Source organism: Jeotgalibacillus salarius, from assembly GCF_004405125.1.
In the GTDB taxonomy this organism is placed as follows: domain Bacteria; phylum Bacillota; class Bacilli; order Bacillales; family Jeotgalibacillaceae; genus Jeotgalibacillus; species Jeotgalibacillus salarius.
In genome coordinates this window covers 278,016-296,543 of record NZ_SORX01000001.1, presented here as the reverse complement: position 1 = coordinate 296,543, position 18,528 = coordinate 278,016, and the positions used below count along the sequence as shown (strand labels likewise).

The window sequence follows — 18,528 nt, the reverse complement described above, 5'->3', positions numbered from 1 at the left end:
TGTCTATTTTATACTTAAATTAATTTGTAACTTGAGTAAGTTGAACAACCGGAATTGTTACAGCGTCACCGCTAACTGTGAAGTCTCTTGTTTCAACTGCATATCCATTAGCATAGAATGCAATCGTGTAGTCGCCATCTACTAGAGAAAGGTCATCACCAGTATTGATGATTGTGTTAACTGAACCATCTTCGTTGAAAACAACTGCTTTTGCTGTTGCATCATTGTTGTCTTCATCTACTACACGGTAGCTAACTTCCTGCATAGCAGCTTTTTCAGCAACAGTGATTTCAAGCTCCACATCTTCACCAGAAGCGATTGTTGTTGTTTCTTCAACATCAACGTAATCTGAATCATCAGCAAAGTCGATAGCGAAGTCATAGTCGCCAGCAGATAGTGAAGTGAATTCTACTGTAGAACCGTCAGCAGTACCATTCCAGATACCAAACTCGCTCGCTTCATCATAGAATGCGTCTGTTAAAGTAATGCCTGCGTCCTCAAGGCTTACTTCTTCTCCTTCGCTATCTACAGTATTTACTGTAAATGTAGCGTCAGCGCCAGTCTCAACTGTGTAGTTTACACGCTCAAGGTTATCACCAGCCTCGATTGTCTGTGTAGTAGAGAATGTTTCGAATCCATCTCCACGAACAACAACTGTGTAAGTACCCGGGTCAAGGTCAGTCAGGCTGTAAGCGCCGTTATCAGTATCAGTAGATGTAACTACTTCGCCTTCTTCGTCATGGTAGACAACTGTTACGTCAGCAGCTGCAAGCGTGCCTTCAGTTCTGACGAATCCAGCTACGTCGCCTGTAGAAGCAGGAGACTCAAGAATGAAGTCTACTGTTTCAGGAGTGTTTTTCTCAACAGTTACTTCTTCAGAAGAGTTTACGAAGTCTTCTGAAACAACCTCAACTGTATATTCGCCAGCTGCAACGCCAGAGAACTTGTAAGTACCATCAGTTAATTCCAGTGAATCAACCGTGTTACCTTCAGCATCAAGCAGGTTAACTGTAGCATCTTCGTCGTTTACAGTACCAGTTACAACACCAGCAGCTTCAGCACGTGCTTCAAAGTCTGCATCGCTGTCTACTGAAAATGCATCGAATGTTTCAGTTACGATATAGTCACCAGATACGCGAAGTGTGTAATCAGCAGGTGCTACACGGTCGAATGAAGCTGTGATTTCATCAAGAGTTTCAGCAGTTGCAGCAACAGTAGCTGTCTCAACAACTGTGTTTCCACGAAGTAGTTCTACAGTTACATCACTACCAGCAAGGAATTCTTCACTCACTCCTTCAGTGCCAATCACTGCAGAAATTGTGAATCCTTCTTCAAGCTGAACGTCAACCGTCTGATCAGTTCCTTCAGTTACTGTGAATTCAGTGTAAGAGATTGCAGAATTCTCATCAGCATCAACGATTACGCTGTAGTCGCCGCTTAGAAGCTGAAGATCAGCAAGTTCAACTGTCCCGTCAGTTACAGTTCCTTCAGTTACGACGTTACCCTCATCGTCCTGAACAGCAACTTCAGCAGCGGCAACATCTTCACCTTCAGCGTCAGTTACATTTACAGTCAGGTCAAGTGCTGCGATTTCATTAAGCTCGATGCCTGAAAGTACGTTAGCAGTTTCCTGGCTGTCAGTCGTGATTGTCTGTTCGAAAGATTTGAATCCTTCTTTTGCAACAGTCATGTTGTATTCAGTACCAAGCGCAAGGTCAGCAGATTCCTGATCAACTGAGTAAGAACCGTCAACATCAGTTTCTGTCGTTCCTGCAGTTACCCACGCTTCAGCTTCTTCATCATACACTTCGAAAGTTACAGTTGCGTCATCAACTGAAGCACCAGTGTCAGCATTTACAACTGTACCGCTGATTGTGATATCAGCTACATTAATTAATTGACCATCAAGGTCAGTAGAAACAGTTGTCACTGTATCTTCTTTAACAACCTGATCTTCAAGCGTAACTGTCTTATAGCCGTCTTTTGCAACTATTACGTCTACATCACCAGCAGCTACATTAAGAAGCTCATAGTAACCATTTTCGTCAGTTACAGCCTGCTTGTCGCCGATTGATACTACAGCACCTTCAACGACTTCGTCACCATCAGTGATAAAGCCAGAGATACCTGAAGCAAGAGCTGGAGTAGTGTCATCCTGCACAAGCTCATATGCAGCAACAAGGAATGAAGCCAGGTGGCCACGTGAAGTGTCGTCAAGTGGACGGAAGTTAGATACTGTTGTTACGCCAAGATTAGCAAGGATCTGAATATCGTCCTGGTAGCTTGCGAAAGCAGAACCAAGATCTTCAACTTCAGCTTCGTTATCAGTTTCAACTTCGTCAAGGTTAAATGCATTTACGATTACTTGTGCCATCTGCTGACGAGTAATGTTGTCTGCAGGCATAAGGTTGTTATTACTACCCTGGAAAATGCCAGCTTCTTTAACAATAAGAGAGAAGTTGTAAAGTTCTGCGTCACGAGAATCAGCAGTTACATCATTGAAAGGTTCAACGTCTGATAGATCGTGATCTTGAAGGTAGTCTGCAAGATTGTCATAACCTTCAGATGCAATAACATACTTACCTAGAGCTTTTACAACGTTAGAACGTGTAAGGTCATTTAGTGGCTTGAAAGTGCCATCCGGATAACCGCTTAATAGACCGTAGTCTACTGCGCTGTAGATGTTTTCAAAATGTGAGTTCGTTTCAGGAACATCTGTAAAAAGTTCTTCCTGAGCATTATATTGTGCTTCTTCAGCAGCTGCAGCTGGTGCAACAGCAGATGCAACGAGTGCAGTCGTGACTGTTCCAGCTAAAAATTTACGGTTTGTTGACATAGAGTAATTTCCTCCTAAGAATAAAAGCGTGTGCCTGTATTTAGGTGTATATACACCTTTAGCATCACATAGTCTTAATTGTAACGTGTTTGTTATAAATTTAAAGCAATATATACAGTAAATAAGTAAAATAATCCTTTACGCTCACAGGTCTATACGTATTATTGCTCATAAAGGGGGCTCGTTCAAGAATATTTTGTGATCACATAGTAAGGGTAGCGTTTTGGTTGCGTAAACTAACTGATTTTTCAGATGGGTTAACATATATCTTTAGTAACTTAAACAGAAAGATTATAAAGGTCGCGATAATTTGGGTATTTAATTCCTTGGAAAAATATTCAGAGAGTTAGATAGGTGAAATGTTGATGGATTATAAAGGGGGATATAAGGAAATTATTTTAAAAAATCCCCCATTCAGCACGACAGATTTCAAGTGCTGAACGGGGGAAATATTATGATGCTTTTGATTCTTTACGAATAGCCGGCAGGTTGCCAAACAGAAACCAAGCTTTGGGAAAGAGCATATGAAGCATCCTTATAAATAGATAGGTACTAATCATGACCAATGGAAAACGGAGCATGATGTACAAGTTAAATTCTTTAAACGTTTCTGCAACCAGCAGGTTAGACCATATGACTAAAATAAACGGATGTACGAGATAGAATCCGAATGAATAGATTCTCAGACGTTCGATTACTGCTAGTATCGGTGTGGGAGCACTTTGTTCGATCCAGGTACCCAATTTGAATAACAAGTAGCAAGAGGTTGCAAAAAATAAGATTTTTACAAGCGTCAACATGCTATAGGACATAAAAGGCTGTCCCAGCGTATACGAGAAATAGAACCCATAGGTGTAAACCAGTCCTACACCGATCGTTAATAATGTGAATGTCAGAGCGGCCTTTAAATTCCAGAGATGTTTCACTTTCTGGTAATGGACACCGACCCAACCTCCAAAGAAGAAGCTCCCCAGATAAACCATAAAGAATGGGAAGGTAATCGCTCCGGTCTCACTATTCCAAAGTGTGTAGATGAATTCAAGAGCAAATCCGATGATGAAGAAATAACGGTTAAAAAATTTAAACCTTTTAATCAGATAAATAAAAAACGGAGTGAAGAAGAATAGCTGAACCAGAATCATAATGAAATAAAGTTGATAATAAGAACCGCCGACTAATAAGTTGTCCCAGATCGAACGTAATCCTTCGTACTCCCGGTACCCCATATAATATGAAAATAGTTCATAGAAAATAGACCAGAACAGATAGGGCCCGAGAATAAACATAAACCGCCTGCGGTAAAACGTTAGCCATGTTTTTAATGTATAAGGTTTGTCTTCGTAATTATAAAACAATACTAACCCGCTTAAGAATACAAAAACTGCACCTTCAAAACGCGTGAACCTGTTTAGCATTAAATAAAAATCATATAAAAAATGGTCTACTGGCACATTCGCCATCGCAGGTGCTGTTACGTGAATCAGCACGACGAGGTTCATCGCTACGACCCTCATAAATTTTAAAGATTCAATTCTTTCCTTGCGCATATAATCTCCTCTGTGAATAGGTTTTTTACTGCATAAGCTTACCACTTGAGCTTAGGTTTTGTCACTGTCTGTGATAAACTTGTATTCATAATGAAAAGAAAGGGGAAAATATGAAAAAAATTCTAACAACTGTTATTGCATTAATGCTTATAGTGCCGTCAGTGAGTGTTTTCGGAGCTACGTTTTCTGATGTGAAAATGTATGAAGAGGAAATTGACTGGCTTGTAGAAAAAGGCGTTATCAATGGTTATCCGGACGGAACATTTAAACCGGATGCACCTGTAAACCGTTTGAATGCGGTACAAATGATTTTGCGCGATATCGGCTTTACAAAGGAACAGATTGAAAATTTTGAAGGTGAAGATCCCGGTTTTACCGACCTGAAACCAGGAACATACGGGTACCAGGAAGTGAAGCTTGCACATTCACTGAATATTATAGAAGGGAAGGTCGGAGAAGACTGGCAGCCTTATTTTGATCCGTCTGGAACACTTTCAAGAAGCCAAATGGCCAAGATTTTAGTTAAATCATATAACCTTCCATATGTAGATGAGCTTCCTACTTTTAACGATACAACTTCTATTGATATAAAAACTCAGGATTACATAAGCAGAGTAGCAGGGGCTGAAATTGCAACTGGTTATGAAAATGGGAATTTCCGACCATATGAGGATACTTCCCGTCAGCACTTTGCATTATTCATCAAACGCACTTCAGACTTTTTATATGAACCATTACTTGATACTCGCATATATTTCCTTGGAGATGATGAAGGAGATGCGGCAGTAATAGAATTTGCTGATCAGTCAACAGTGCTGATTGATGCAGGGCTTGATTCAACTGAACTTGATGAACAGCTAAGTGATATTGGTTTTACAGAGATTGATCTATTCATCGCAACAGATTTTTCTGAAGATACATTAAACGGAGCAGTTCCAGCGCTGTTTGAAAAATATGACATTGACCGTGCAATTGATGGTGGTGGCGATGGTGGTACGGCCTACATCGAAATGTTAATTGAACTCAATATTGAAAGATCAATTGTCGGTGATGGAGATCTTCTTGCAGATGATGAAAGCGGTAATGCAGTATTACTTAATGTTTCTGAAGATCAAGGTTCATTGATGATCCGATTAATTAATCAGGAAGTATCCGTCCTATTTGCAGGATCAGCGAACCAAAGTATGTACAACGATGTTGACCGTTCGTATGATATCGTACAAATATCCAGGAAAGTTCAAGTGTCAGATGGCGTTTTGAACTCAATTAATCCAAAGCATGCGATTCTACCAACTGACTATACTTTTGAAAACTATCGTCATTTAGATCGTAATGATGTATTAGTCTTCTCGCCGCAGGAGCAATATATCACTACGGCCGTATCAAGCGGACAGTATTATTTCTTTTATGATAGTCCATTGAATTCGCTTGAGGATTAACACTTTAGAAACATCCAGTTTCTCTTTTAAAAGGGAGACCGGGTGTTTTTTGGTTGTGTAAGCAAAAATGTGCATGCCGTTTATGTGGAACCTGTTGATGTGGCCTAGAAGTTGGTCGATCGCGCGGAGAAGTAGGTCGAATCGGCCGTGGAGTTGGTCGATCGAGCAGAGAAGTAAGTCAAAGCAGCCGAAAATTCAGTTGACCATAAAAAAATCTGACGCTGCAACAAAAAAGTCCCGCGATCACGTTTAAAACGGAAAGGGGACTGTCTCTTAGTTATTCATATTCACTAAACTTCAAGATGAGTGTATTGTCAATCAGCTGAATTGAACCTTCTTCAGGCCACACGGGCATTTCCTCTACTTCAGGACGTTCTTTAAATTCATCCAGCGTATAATCTCCTATCAGATAGAAATCTTCTCCAAAATAGGTGTTGAGCATATATTCCATATGAGCGGGATGCGCTAAGAATGAGTCTCCCATTGCACCTGTCATTTCAGGTATGCTGTTCCAAACTTTAATACCGATATTTGATCGGATATCCGGAGCACCGATTATACCGATTTGCTGTAACTCATCGTAGTTTTCCGTTTGCTCCATTCGATCAAGGATCCGGTTCATTGTTGCGAACGACTTCTCATATCGCAAATTCATATTGAAGTACGCAATATTTGAGATTACAGCGAAATTGTAGATGATCACGCTGACGAGCAAGACAGCAACCCATGAATATGCTTTTGCCATAAGTGGTGTCCGCCCTGCAAAATTCATTTGATCATATATAATCACCGGCAACATGTAGATAGCTGAAATCGCCATAACCATTAACATATGATACGTTACGCCTGGAGAAACGAAATAAAGTAAGTATGTTAAGAATGGCAGAGCGCTTAAACTGCCAGCCAATAATGCAATCTTAATCGGTTGCGTATAAGTTTTGTTGTGGACAACAGCTAAAATCAAACCTGCTGCCAACAAAATAAAGAACCCCACGTTCAATAAACTAAATAGTCTCGGAAAAGAGTCCGTCACGAGTCCGTGAAAAAAGAATTCCATGCCACTATCTTTAATTTTTCCTAATGTAACTCTCAGACTTTCTCCACCGGCACCTACCTCATTTAACCCCTGGTAGTTGGTGATCTGACCTGCAAAGAAAGTTTGATAGATTTTAAACAATGCGAAGTAAAGCCCCATGCCGAGAGCTGCTACACCTGAAAAACGCATCAAGTAAACGAAAAATTCTTTAACAGTTGAGTCTTTACGCAACAGCTCTTTGATGAGATATACGCCTGCAAACACTAAAAGCATTGTCAGGTTTGCCTGATAGGTACCTACACTCACGAAGAAAATAATAGCACCTGGAATGAAACCAAAGCGCCATTTTTTAGCGACAACAAGCGAAATCACTGTCAGTAAATTTGCCAGCATATAGCCATCTGCCGTAAACATATAAGAAAACGTTGCGCCTACTGTTGGGAATGTAGCAACCATTCCGGCAGCAATGATGATAGATGTGGTCTTTTTTAAATCAAATAGCATGGTGACAAAAACAGCTGTTAATGCGAGATATAAAATTGATAACGCTCCAATCAGCCAGGGCAGTTCAAAATAAGAACTAATACCGGCGAGAGGACTGAGGAAAAAACGACCAGACACAAACTTTTCCTGCGTGTTATAAACATTAATCAGCCCATCATGGTTGGGCAAGGTATTTGTCATGACATACATATGAGTAAGAAAACCAATAATCGCAGCAGCGAGAAAAGATATTTTCCATTCTTTTTTAAAATTCGATTTCATCCATTTGAGTAAATCTTCAGGCATTGGAAGGCTCCTTCATCAATTTTTCTCTTTTACTAAATATTGTGGCCTGCGTTTCGTTTCAAAATATATCCTGCCAATATACTCTCCTATAATACCAAGGAAGAGCAATTGAATACCTCCAAGAAGAATAATGGCAGAAATTGTAGTGAAATAACCCGGTGTTTCTACACCATGCAGAAAATAATTTACAAGCGTGAACAGGATATAGATAAAGCCAAAAAGCGTAATCCCAATGCCACTGTAAATGGCGATGCGCAGCGGTTTGTTGTTAAAAGACAGGATGCCATCCATCCCATAGTTTAGTAAGCTGGCAAAGCTCCATTTGCTCGTTCCTTCTGTACGAATCTGATTTTCAAATTCAATCATTTTTTCATGAAATCCGATCCATGAAAACAATCCTTTTGAAAAACGGTTATATTCAGTTAAAGAAAGCAGTGCATCAAGTGCTTGTCTGCTTAATAATCTAAAATCACCTACACCGTCAGTGATTTCAACTTCAACCAGTCTGTTAACTAATTTATAGTAAACGTTTGTTAATCTCTTACGTACAAATTTTTCACCAGTCCTGTTACGTTTTGCGATGACCTGATCATAGCCATTCTCATAGTGATTCCACATCGTCGGAATAAGAGAAGGGGGGTGCTGAAGGTCTGCATCAATCAACACAACAGCATCCCCTTTAGCATACTGAAACCCAGCTAAAATAGCGGCCTCTTTACCAAAATTTCTGCTAAAGGAAATATAGTGAACGTCCTGATCCAGTTCTGCAAGTTCTCTTAGAATTGGCAGTGTCTGGTCACGGCTTCCATCATCAACAAAAACATACTCAATTTGAGCGGGGACCTTCTTCATCCACTCTTTCGTTTCATCATAAAACTTCTGAACTGTAGCTTCTTCGTTATAGCACGGAATAATTATACTTAGCGTTTTCACTGGATCAATCCTTTTCCGTTTTCAATATTTTTCTCGAAATGACAAAAGTAAAGGGTATGGCAATACCTGAAGCAAGCAATGGTGCAATTTTATTATCAATTTGCATCCATTCGGTCAAAATATATAGCGCGCCTGTTGAAACTGAGATATTTACGACATAGGTAAGCGGGAACTGGAAGAACTTTCTCCAGCTTGGCTTCGTCCTGTAAGTAAAATAAGTATTCAAGTAAAATGATCCAACCATACTGATCAGAAACGCCAGCCAGTGGCCGACAAGATAATGAATCGTCAAAACTTCTGTGAAAAGCAAATACCATAAATAATAGTGAAATGTATTAAAAAATCCGACCATAATAAACTTGATCGTTTCATTCTGCAATAAGCGTCCCATCAATTGTTCCACATCCAAACCTCACTTCAATAAAATCATCTTGTCTATTGTATCAGCCAATTTTCACCAAGCCAACCCTGACCATTCTCATGCGTATATTTGAGGGGCACAATGGGACAGAGTTAAGCGAGCAACATTTAGAAAGATAATAAAATGACTCCTTCAGCTTCGATCCTATTGTGACCCCATAAAATAACCCGGCACCAATCGGCACCGGGTTAGGCGTTAAGCCTTTTCTTCTTTTAAGTGATGATAAAAATATGCTGTCACAATGGCCAGATAGATACTGACGCCCGGCGCTGTGAAAACGTGACCGGCAAAGTGTGCAATACCCAGTCCCAATACGATACTTGAAATCACAAGTGCATAATGGGGATAGAATATTGCTTTGAATTCTTTAAAAACATTTCGAATAGCTGATATTGCGATGTATAGGATCGGCAGGAAGTATAATATTGTTCCGATGATCCCTACTGAATAAAATACGTCGGAATAATCCATTTCAATCATCTTTGGTACTTCTTCAAAGTTCCCTGCGTAACCCATACCAAAAACTTTTTGAGTCACAGGCGCTTCAGCGTAATATTCACCAAATTGGTTCAGGAAAAGATCACGGTTACTTAATATGAGGCTATTCAGATTGTTATCTTCTTCCTCGACAGGTTCATCTTCAACACCCTCAACAGGTTCTTGGTCCTCTGCTTGTTGACGCTGATCTTCTAGTAAATCAATATGCGCGTAAGTGTTCAGAAACACTGGTGTAAATGGTGTTACTGCACCAAGGACAATCAACAGAGCTAAAGTAAATGCTGCACTGACTTTCAGGTTGCCAAAGTGTTTCACTTTTGCGAACAAAGCAATGACTGCACTGATCAGGCCCATTACGAGTGTTATGGCAACAGCGCCATAGCCTACTTTTGTTCCGATCATAATGAGTGAAAAACTGACAAGTATAAATGGGATCCAATAAGCGAAGTGCTTTACCTTTTCAGTCCGCAAAATTGCGAAATAAAGAACGATTGGCAGGATGATAGCGAGTGAAGCGCCAAGCTCATTACCTGCAAAGAACCATCCGGTAAACCCGGTTTTTGTCCATTCATATGCTTCAAGGCTGGTACCAGTTAAAATAGCGATTACCATTACAAATCCGATAAATACTGAAGCAATCATAATATTATGGAAAAATACTTTTGCCAAATTCAGATGTTTTGAGAAATAGCGGAATAAAAATACAAAGTTTAATAACACAACATTAAAGTATGAAAGCTTTACTAGGTATTTAATCTCTTCACCAAAGTAAAAAATCGGCTTTTCCATGTAACTGATACCCAGGTTAATCAATAGATATATGCCCCAGGCAGTGAAGTAAATAACAGCGTATTTTGCGATTTTACTGTTCTTCCAGTTGATAAGCAGGAAAAGTGCACTGACGCCCATGTAAAGAATTCTGATCAGCACGCCAACTGTTGCGCTGACCTGCAGCTGTGTAATACTGAAAGTTGTGAGCACATCAATGATAGGTTGAAGTGCAATAAAATAGAAGAAAAGCAGTATTAATTTTTCATTCGTTTGCAAAGACTTGAGCATAGTTTCATTCCTATCCTTTTCCATAATATGGGGATTTATATTCTTATAGATTTAATCTATACCTTGTACGAGCATCCATTTAATAATAGCGGATATCGTCAGATGATAGCAATACATAAATGAAAATACAAGACATTGTGATCAGGTTGTGTAAAAGATTAGTGAACAGTGTGATATTTGAAACTTTCAAAAGTTAACTTCGTCTGTATATAAAGTCCTCTTTTTCTCAGAAAATAGCTGAAATCCGTCTTCTATATGGTAGGATAGTAGATAGATTATTTTGTCAAAAAAGTCATTGGCACCAAGATTTTCATAAGGGAGTGCAAAAGAATGTTTAAACCATCTATAGTAGCAAAGTTATTTCTTTCTTTCATGTTAATTTTACCTTTCGTCAGCACGAATCATGTAAAGGCGAACGATGATATCACTGATCATCCGATGGAAGAACAGATTAGAGCATTAATCAATCAGGAAATCATGAAAGGTTATGATGATGGTTCATTCCGTCCATATAATTCCGTAACAAGAGTACAGTTCGCTTCACTGATTGCAAGGTCTCTAAACCTGGAGCCTGATTTAACCCAGAACTTCAGTGATATGCCTACTGATGAAGAAACGATTAATCGTATTCAGGGGGCTGCCGGAGCTGGAATTATTACTGGATATCAAGACAGTACTTTCCGCCCTCACACCCAAATTTCACGTGAACATATGGCTGTTATGTTAAAAAGAGCGCTTGATTATCTACAGGTTGACGCAGACAGAGCAACGCTGCGCTTTGCAGATAATGATCTGATTAACAAAGATTACCTTGAGCATGTATCAGTAAATGTACATTACGGCATCATCAATGGTAAAACAATTAACAATAAGCAGTACTTCGCACCGAAAGAGCGTTCAACACGAGGCCAGGCAGCTAAAGTGATCTATGAACTTTTAAATACGATTAAAGCTGAAACCGAACCAGTACCGGAAGAACCGGGCACACCTGAAGAACCTCAAGATCCTGAAGAACCAGAAAAACCTGAAGTGGGGTATGGGATCGGAACATTCACTTCTTCAGGAGAGCTTTTTGTTGAAAGAGAATACGACACATACGATGAAGCATTGAAAGCTTATCAGGGAAGCTCAGGTAAATTCCTTACTTTTGGAGACTCTGTTCTTAAAATGAATACAGGTATTGCCCTGACTATCCCTACGCCATCAGGTTCTTTAACAAACGTTTATAATGAATCTATGACGTCTGCATGGACATATGTAGTAAACGATACAGAGCTTCGCTATCTTGATGCAGATAAAGATAAAGTTAAAGTGCAGGTTGGTAATAAAATTGGCTATGTGAAGCACAGTAACGTAAAGCTGATACCGTTCACTGCACTTGAAGATCGTTCAAGTTACTCAGTCAATGCTGCGGGAGAACTTCTGCACCGTGTCTATATGAACAGCCGCAATTCAGCTGCAAGTTATGTAGTCGGACCGGCACCTGACAAACTTGTGCAGGGTCAAACATATTACAGCTGGGACGGTACGCAATTCTACGATGCAAACGGAAGAGAAGTAGCCGAAGGTTATCAATATTTTCAGCACCTCCCTGCAAGAAGTGTAACGAACTATACTGCTGAGGAAATAAATCAGTATATTGTAGACGAGCTGAAACGTCTTGAAGCCAGAAACCCTAACAATACTTTATACAAAGATGCGTATAAGAGAAGTAAATTAGTAGGGCTTGGCACACATTTGAAAAAAGTTGAAAAAGAAAAAGGCGTAAATGCGCTGATGATTCTGGCGCTTGCTCAGCACGAGTCAGCATATGGTTTAAGCGAGCGAGCTTTGACTTTTAACAACTTATTCGGACTCCGGGTATACGATGATAATCCTGCAAATGATCATTTTGAAACCGTACAGGATAATGTTGACGAATTACTAAATGAATTCTGGAATAAAAACTATATTCCGCCAACTGGTCCCCATGCGAATGGGGCAGCATTCGGACACAAAGGGTATGGTTTTAATGTAAAGTACGCTTCTGATCCATATTGGGGTTCAAAAGCGGCAGGACATATGTATCGTATCGATCAAGCTTTAGGTGGAAAAGATTTGAAAAATGCAGTTCAAATTGGTATGACAACTACCACTGGGCTGAACGTCAGAACGGCACCTGAACTGTCAGTTGCAACTAAACTGTTCACTTACCCTAAATCAAACATGCCAATTATTATAAAAGAAGAAGCTGCTGGTGCCTCAGAGATACCATGGATTAAAATCGCTTCAGATATAGGTGTTAACAAAGATGCTTATGTGTCTGGCCACTATGTGAAAATGTTGCCAATTGTAAAATAATATACGATAACAAAAACTGTCCGGCGAGCCGGGCGGTTTTTGTTTTGAGTTTTACAGGTAAGTAGGGAGCACTGTTGATCGAAGCGGGAAGTTAGTCGATGGGCGTGGAAAGTGTGTCTACTTACTGTGCAAATACGTCGATGGCGAGTAGAAGTACGTTGATGCACCGCAAAACCTGGTCTATTGCGCGGGGGTCACCGTCAACGCATCTTCAGATCCTGGTTTGCGCCTTTGATGCCATTGAGTAACTGATGTCTCAATGGCATCAATAGCCAGTGAAGTGATGTATGAAAGAGTAGGTTGATAGAAGAGGGGGTTTGGACGATGTGCATGGAAAGTAGGTCGGTCGCATGCGGAGGTGTGTTGATAGATCGTAAAACCAAGTCGACTATGAAGAATCCCCCGTCGATGAACCTAAAACTCTGTTGATCGAACTGAATTTCATCGACGATTAGCACTTTAACAAGGTTTATCACGATCGAAATGTTCATAAAATTGTGCTCTCATTATTATCTTCTATTCCCGTTGTTAGTAGATTAGGATATAATGGAAAATATTACTGAAAGGAGTTGGCATATGTATTCAAATACCCGAACCGAACCAATGCAGTTGAAGGCGCTAAAAGCTTTGAAAAGGAGGCTGCCACCGAACCACTTATCCTTAAATAAAATTGAAGAAAAAATCTCAATTTTAGAATCAGGCTTCCACGGTGAAAATTTTTTTGACCAATTCACTTCACACGTTCTTTCCCCAAGATGTTTAAACCTCAGAAACATCACACTTCCTGCATTTTCCGAAACCATCCAAATTGATTCATTATTCATTACACCCTCATTTATACTAATCTGCGAAATAAAGAATATAAAAGGTAATCTGCATTTTGACAAGAAGGGAGGCAGTCTAAGCCGAGTCGTGAACGGCAAAGAAGAATATTTCTCATGCCCAGTTACGCAAGTTGAACGTCATAAAGAGGGAATTGAAGTTTTGTTGAAAAACCTTAACGTTAAAATTCCCGTAATAGAAATGGTGGTGTTTACGAATAGTCAGGTGAAATTTACTGTGAGGTCTGATGAGCAAAGTATTTATAATCAGATAACAAGAATAGAAAGTGTAACCAGAAAAATGAGAGAATTAAAATTGTTATATCGTGTACAAGTTTTAGATCAAAAAGGTGTTAAGGAATTGTGGACAAAGATTATGAATAAAAGTTTAACTCCATACTGGAAGGACGTAAGATCACCATATTCTATAGAAGAGAATGAGTTAATAAGAGGCGTTCTGTGTATTAAATGTGATAAGGGAACTGTGCTGAATTATGGTAAATGGTGTTGTCAAAGTTGTGGACACAGCAATAAAGAAAATTTTTTGGAAAGTGTTACAGATTATTTTTTATTAATAAAAGATAGCTGCAGTATCAAAGACTTGCGTAATTTTTTAGATATTGATAGTTCGAGAAAGGCGCTCGAATGGATGTATAAATTTAATTTCCAGAGTAAAGAAGGAAGCAGACCGAGCGTATTTTTTAGCCCAATGTATGTGAAAAAAACTTAAAAAAATTAAAAGGCAATCGTTAGAAAGTGAAATGTTGACGATGTAGGAAAGTAAGTTGAAGGATTTCAAAACAGCGTTGATCGCGAACGAAATTACGTCGACTCAAAAGTCAACCACGTCGACCGCGCATAAAACCACGTCGATGTACTCTCAAAGCCGGTTTCCCGCCCTAGATGCCGTTGGGTAACTGATTGCCCAATGGCATCCAGGGCAGGGGATGAGCTGCGTGAAGAAGTAGGTTGTTCGACACCAAATGTCGGTCGATGAACTACGAAAGCAAGTTGATACATCACCCTGCCTGTGTTGTTAGAAAACATAACCAAGACGACACCCCATCCGACTCCGTCGATCACATTAAACCCATCACGATATCACCTTTAACCTAACTTTCCAAAATTTTCTCCAACAGTTAAATTACATAGTATAATAGATAAAATAAGTGAAAAGGGGTGTAGTATGTGAAAGTAATGTTGTCGATGATTTTGAGTACGATATTGATGTTTGGTGTTACCGTACCATCCAGTTGGGCACATAGTCTCGAGGAACCGATTACTTATATACCGTTGGGGGATTCATATGCCGCGGGGATAAATAGTGAGCTGCAGCAAGATACAGGTTATTCTGACTATATAGCACAGGATCTGAAAAAGAGAGGGTTACTCGAATATTATACAAATGAATTCACAAATTCGGGATTTGATTCAGTAGAACTTCTTGAAGATTTAAAAGAAAATCAGGATTTGAGAGAGCAGCTTAAGAATACAGATCTGATTACACTTTCTGCTGGTGGCAATGATCTGCTGGGTATACTTAATATTGATAGAATTACCGGTGAATTGTCTTTCGATCGTCAGGAAATTACTAGAGTTTACTTTGCGTTGAATAACCGTCTGGCATTATTGCATGAGGAAATAAAAGCAATTAACCCTGATGCAGATGTCTATGCATTTGGTTATGCTTTCCCACTCCCAGCTTTAGATCAGGTTCAAAAAGAGGCTTTTTATGATACATTTGAATTTCTCAATAATACAATCGAACGCCAGGTGATTGAAGCAGGCGGCAAATACATCGATGTTGACACAGTATTTGGGCGTGATGCTTTTCAGTGGTTTCCTAACCAGTTCGACATTCACCCGAACACACTTGGTTATCGCGTCATGGCTAATGAGTTTATAGATACCTATCATCATCCGCTAAAGTTCAGTGATGTTCCTTCAAATCATTGGGCAAAAGAATATATTGATGGACTATCAAAGCGCATGGTTATGACTGGGTATGAAGACGAAACGTTCAGACCGCAGGGAAAATTGACAAGAGCAGAAGCAGCACAGGCGCTTTATAATGTACTGTATTTGGATGAAGTCCAGTCAGACGTGCCGAACCCGGACTTCAGTGATGTCCCTCTTACACACCCTAATTATGCTGCCATTGCAGCATTAGCTGATCTTGGCATATTTATAAAAGCAGATAATTTCAATCCGGATAGCTCATTATCCCGTGCGCAGATGGCGAAAATATTTGATTTGACGTTTGATCTGCCTGAAGGAGAACCAAAGTCTTTTAAGGATCTGCAGGGTAACTATGCTTGGGCATCAACTCATGTCGACGCGCTTTCAAGTGCAGGGTATGTCTCAGGGTATGACGATGGCACCTTCAGACCGAATCAATTTATGAGTAAAGCACAGATTGCTAAAATTCTTCAGCTGATGCTAGAAGACAGGAAATATTAATAAAAACGAACAAAAGACAACCGCTGTCCTTTTTAGGGTACGAGGTTGTCTTTTGTTTATAAGGTCATATATATAATAGAAGAAACTATTTTCTTAACTGGCCAATCAGGAATTGAGAGCCTGGTATCCACTTGAGTAGCCATGAAATCGCTATGCTTGAAATGACGCCGAATACAAATGCAGTTATCGTAAAAGCACTTACTGACAACTCATAAGGTAAATATCGAGCATACACCTGAAGCAGCATCATATGCAGCAAATAGATTGCAAACGAATATTTACTGATGACTTTAATTAAATACGGTACCTTTTTTATATAGACAGAGATTGAAAGGACCGACATAAATAATAGAATCGTATAAATCAATACATCATTTCGACGTGAAGAAATTCCAGTCACGCCATCCATTACATTATAGATACAATATAGCAACGCAATACATGTCAGAACGATGAAACCGGGTCCAGCCTTCTTTAAAAAAGGTTTAATTTCAATTGCATGCCTTCCAGCAAAATATGCAATTGTAAAGAATGCAAGCCATCCAGGAAATAAAATAATGCCATAGTGATTCCACAGCAGGTCCCAATTGCCTCCTGGAGAAGAAAATGTTTTAAAAAACATATTATAGCCCATTGTAATTAAAATGGATAAAGAAATTAATAAATAAGGGTTTAAGTATTTGTTAAATCGGTTAAATATAAAATGTAAGACATAAAACTGGAAGATTATTAAGATAAAATAGCCGTGCCAGCTTGCAAATAAAATATAGTTAAATGCACGGTCAGAAATAGCTTCCCATGTAAATGTTCCAAGAAGGCCAAAATATCCGGCATAAACAAATGGAATAGTGAAGTAAGGTATTAAAATATAAAGTATTCTTTTTTTCCAAAATTCATTGGGGGTCCGGTTAGGGTAAGAATAACTTAATATATATTCCGACATCATTACAAACATTGGAGTTGCGAAGATAAATGTGATTTGCAACAATCTTGCCATTTCGATCGATGATTCGGGTAAATCATAAGTGACAAGCGCTCTTGAAATAGAATGCACCCAGACAACGCTCAGACAGGCAAAAGCTCTGAGCCAATCGATACCGGCAATGCGTTCCTTAACCAATAGGATTACCTCCAATCAAATTAACCGTTAAATTATACCACGAATGAAGCAATAAAAAAAAGCTTCATCCGGAGAGAAATTTAAGCCGGATGAAACCTTGTGAAGTAAATTATTTAAGTGTACGTGTAAGGAAAGCAGCGAACTGACTGCGGTTAACCAACTCACGAGGAGCAAAAGAACCATTTTCTTTACCTGTTGTGATTCCTGAAGCTGCAAGTGCCTGAATCGCACCATATGCGTAATGATCTGTTGGAAGATCAGTAAATTCAGTTTCAGATGCAGCAGCTTTCAGATCGAAAGCTCTTGTGAAGATCAACGCCATATGTTCTCTTGAAAGTTTTTCGGTTGGACGGAAATTACCGTTCTGGTCGCCAGTAATAATGCCAGCTTTGTTTACGGCATTGATTGCACCACGTGCCCAGTAATCGGATGGAACATCACTGAACTTGGTTGAAGTATTAATTTTTTCAAGTCCTAGTGCTGCTACAAGATAAGAAGCTACTTCAGCACGAGTTGGGTTTTCATAAGGACGGAAGTAAGTTCCTCCATTTTTGCCGTACATAATACCTTGGTTTTTCAAATAAGCAATTTCATCATATGCCCAAAAATCTTTTGTGATATCAGCGTAGATGCCTGAATGAGAAGGTGCTGCCTGAGCAGTTTGTGTTGGAGTGCTTCCAAAAGAACCTACACGCTTTGCTCCTACATATTTAGAACCCCAGTAATAAGGGTCATTAATTGAATCGATGTTAATACCTTTATAGCTATGTGCGTGAATAAATTTAGAATTACCTATGTAAATTCCAACGTGTGACACGCCGCTTCCAAATGTATTGAAGAATACCAGATCACCAGTTTGTAAGTTTGATTTTGATACGCTGGTACCAACTCCATATTGAGTAGCTGTTGTTCGTGGTAATGAAATACCTGCTGAGTTTTTCATTACGTACTGAACGAAACCGGAGCAGTCAAAACCTGAAGGAGAAGTTCCTCCGTATACATATGGCGTTCCTAAAAATCGCTTAGCGTAGTTTGTCATGTCTGATGCAGAAGCAGCTTCTGCTCTGTTGTTGTCTAGGGTCGCGGGAATAAGTAACGTAAGTGCCAAAAGTAATACTAGCGTCTTCTTTAATAGCTTCAAGTTTTTGTACCTCCAAAAGTAGTGTTTCTGAATCTCGTAAAAAATCAACTAGGGAAATCATAGCATAATAACAGAAAATTTCGTTTTA

At 39.4% G+C, this 18,528-nt stretch carries 12 protein-coding genes; 4 read left to right on the top strand and 8 right to left on the bottom strand.

The genetic code is table 11. The features are described 5' to 3' along the window. Positions 1-19: 19 nt before the first annotated feature. Both E2626_RS01330 and E2626_RS01325 read right to left on the bottom strand, forming a co-directional pair. On the bottom strand, positions 20-2,836 hold the full coding sequence (locus tag E2626_RS01330) for a carboxypeptidase regulatory-like domain-containing protein (protein WP_134378849.1): 2,817 nt from the start codon (positions 2,834-2,836) through the stop codon (positions 20-22). 452 nt (positions 2,837-3,288) lie between these two features. Continuing rightward, entirely contained in the window at positions 3,289-4,383 is a 1,095-nt protein-coding gene (locus tag E2626_RS01325; RefSeq protein WP_134378847.1) for an acyltransferase, read from the bottom strand. 110 nt (positions 4,384-4,493) lie between these two features. Between E2626_RS01325 and E2626_RS01320 the strand changes: the two genes are divergently transcribed. Continuing rightward, positions 4,494-5,822 carry an S-layer homology domain-containing protein gene (locus tag E2626_RS01320; protein ID WP_134378845.1) on the top strand — a complete coding sequence of 443 codons (1,329 nt, stop codon included), beginning with the start codon at positions 4,494-4,496 and terminating at the stop codon, positions 5,820-5,822. A gap of 277 nt (positions 5,823-6,099) precedes the next feature. On the opposite strand, the gene E2626_RS01315 is transcribed toward E2626_RS01320, so the two are convergent. The 4 genes from E2626_RS01315 to E2626_RS01300 all read right to left on the bottom strand — a co-directional run bounded on the left by E2626_RS01315 (position 6,100) and on the right by E2626_RS01300 (position 10,558). Next, the gene (locus tag E2626_RS01315; protein ID WP_134378843.1) at positions 6,100-7,647 is read right to left on the bottom strand and encodes a glucosyltransferase domain-containing protein; all 1,548 of its coding nucleotides are present in this window, start codon (positions 7,645-7,647) and stop codon (positions 6,100-6,102) included. A 15-nt stretch (positions 7,648-7,662) separates the two neighbouring features. Continuing rightward, the gene (locus E2626_RS01310) at positions 7,663-8,580 is read right to left on the bottom strand and encodes a glycosyltransferase family 2 protein (protein ID WP_134378841.1); all 918 of its coding nucleotides are present in this window, start codon (positions 8,578-8,580) and stop codon (positions 7,663-7,665) included. A 4-nt stretch (positions 8,581-8,584) separates the two neighbouring features. Beyond that, positions 8,585-8,983: a GtrA family protein gene (locus E2626_RS01305; RefSeq protein ID WP_341785720.1), complete on the bottom strand. Its 399-nt coding sequence runs from the start codon at positions 8,981-8,983 to the stop codon at positions 8,585-8,587. A gap of 213 nt (positions 8,984-9,196) precedes the next feature. After that, complete coding sequence (locus E2626_RS01300) at positions 9,197-10,558, bottom strand: O-antigen ligase family protein (RefSeq protein WP_166786691.1); 1,362 nt, start codon at positions 10,556-10,558, stop codon at positions 9,197-9,199. A 330-nt stretch (positions 10,559-10,888) separates the two neighbouring features. Here E2626_RS01300 and E2626_RS01295 point away from each other — a divergent pair, with 330 nt between their 5' ends. The 3 genes from E2626_RS01295 (at position 10,889) to E2626_RS01285 (ending at position 16,179) form a co-directional block, all read left to right on the top strand. After that, the gene (locus E2626_RS01295; RefSeq protein ID WP_134378837.1) at positions 10,889-12,898 is read left to right on the top strand and encodes an S-layer homology domain-containing protein; all 2,010 of its coding nucleotides are present in this window, start codon (positions 10,889-10,891) and stop codon (positions 12,896-12,898) included. Positions 12,899-13,474: 576 nt separating this feature from the next. Beyond that, positions 13,475-14,449, top strand: a complete 975-nt coding sequence (locus tag E2626_RS01290; RefSeq protein ID WP_166786690.1) for a nuclease-related domain-containing protein — start codon at positions 13,475-13,477, stop codon at positions 14,447-14,449. 467 nt (positions 14,450-14,916) lie between these two features. Then, positions 14,917-16,179 carry an S-layer homology domain-containing protein gene (locus E2626_RS01285; protein WP_244094226.1) on the top strand — a complete coding sequence of 421 codons (1,263 nt, stop codon included), beginning with the start codon at positions 14,917-14,919 and terminating at the stop codon, positions 16,177-16,179. Positions 16,180-16,264: 85 nt separating this feature from the next. On the opposite strand, the gene E2626_RS01280 is transcribed toward E2626_RS01285, so the two are convergent. Together E2626_RS01280 and E2626_RS01275 are read right to left on the bottom strand one after the other, a co-directional pair. Continuing rightward, positions 16,265-17,299: an acyltransferase family protein gene (locus E2626_RS01280; RefSeq protein WP_166786689.1), complete on the bottom strand. Its 1,035-nt coding sequence runs from the start codon at positions 17,297-17,299 to the stop codon at positions 16,265-16,267. A 109-nt stretch (positions 17,300-17,408) separates the two neighbouring features. Further along, the gene (locus E2626_RS01275; protein ID WP_134378829.1) at positions 17,409-18,440 is read right to left on the bottom strand and encodes a C40 family peptidase; all 1,032 of its coding nucleotides are present in this window, start codon (positions 18,438-18,440) and stop codon (positions 17,409-17,411) included. Between the last annotated feature and the right edge of the window lie 88 nt (positions 18,441-18,528).

What these genes read in the sequence shown, in the direction of transcription:
- E2626_RS01330 (WP_134378849.1), bottom strand. Translation starts at nt 2,836, where the DNA reads ATGTCAACAAACCGTAAATTTTTAGCTGGAACAGTCACGACTGCACTC.
- E2626_RS01325 (WP_134378847.1), bottom strand. Translation starts at nt 4,383, where the DNA reads ATGCGCAAGGAAAGAATTGAATCTTTAAAATTTATGAGGGTCGTAGCG.
- E2626_RS01320 (WP_134378845.1), top strand. Translation starts at nt 4,494, where the DNA reads ATGAAAAAAATTCTAACAACTGTTATTGCATTAATGCTTATAGTGCCG.
- E2626_RS01315 (WP_134378843.1), bottom strand. Translation starts at nt 7,647, where the DNA reads ATGCCTGAAGATTTACTCAAATGGATGAAATCGAATTTTAAAAAAGAA.
- E2626_RS01300 (WP_166786691.1), bottom strand. Translation starts at nt 10,558, where the DNA reads ATGCTCAAGTCTTTGCAAACGAATGAAAAATTAATACTGCTTTTCTTC.
- E2626_RS01295 (WP_134378837.1), top strand. Translation starts at nt 10,889, where the DNA reads ATGTTTAAACCATCTATAGTAGCAAAGTTATTTCTTTCTTTCATGTTA.
- E2626_RS01290 (WP_166786690.1), top strand. Translation starts at nt 13,475, where the DNA reads ATGTATTCAAATACCCGAACCGAACCAATGCAGTTGAAGGCGCTAAAA.
- E2626_RS01285 (WP_244094226.1), top strand. Translation starts at nt 14,917, where the DNA reads ATGTTGTCGATGATTTTGAGTACGATATTGATGTTTGGTGTTACCGTA.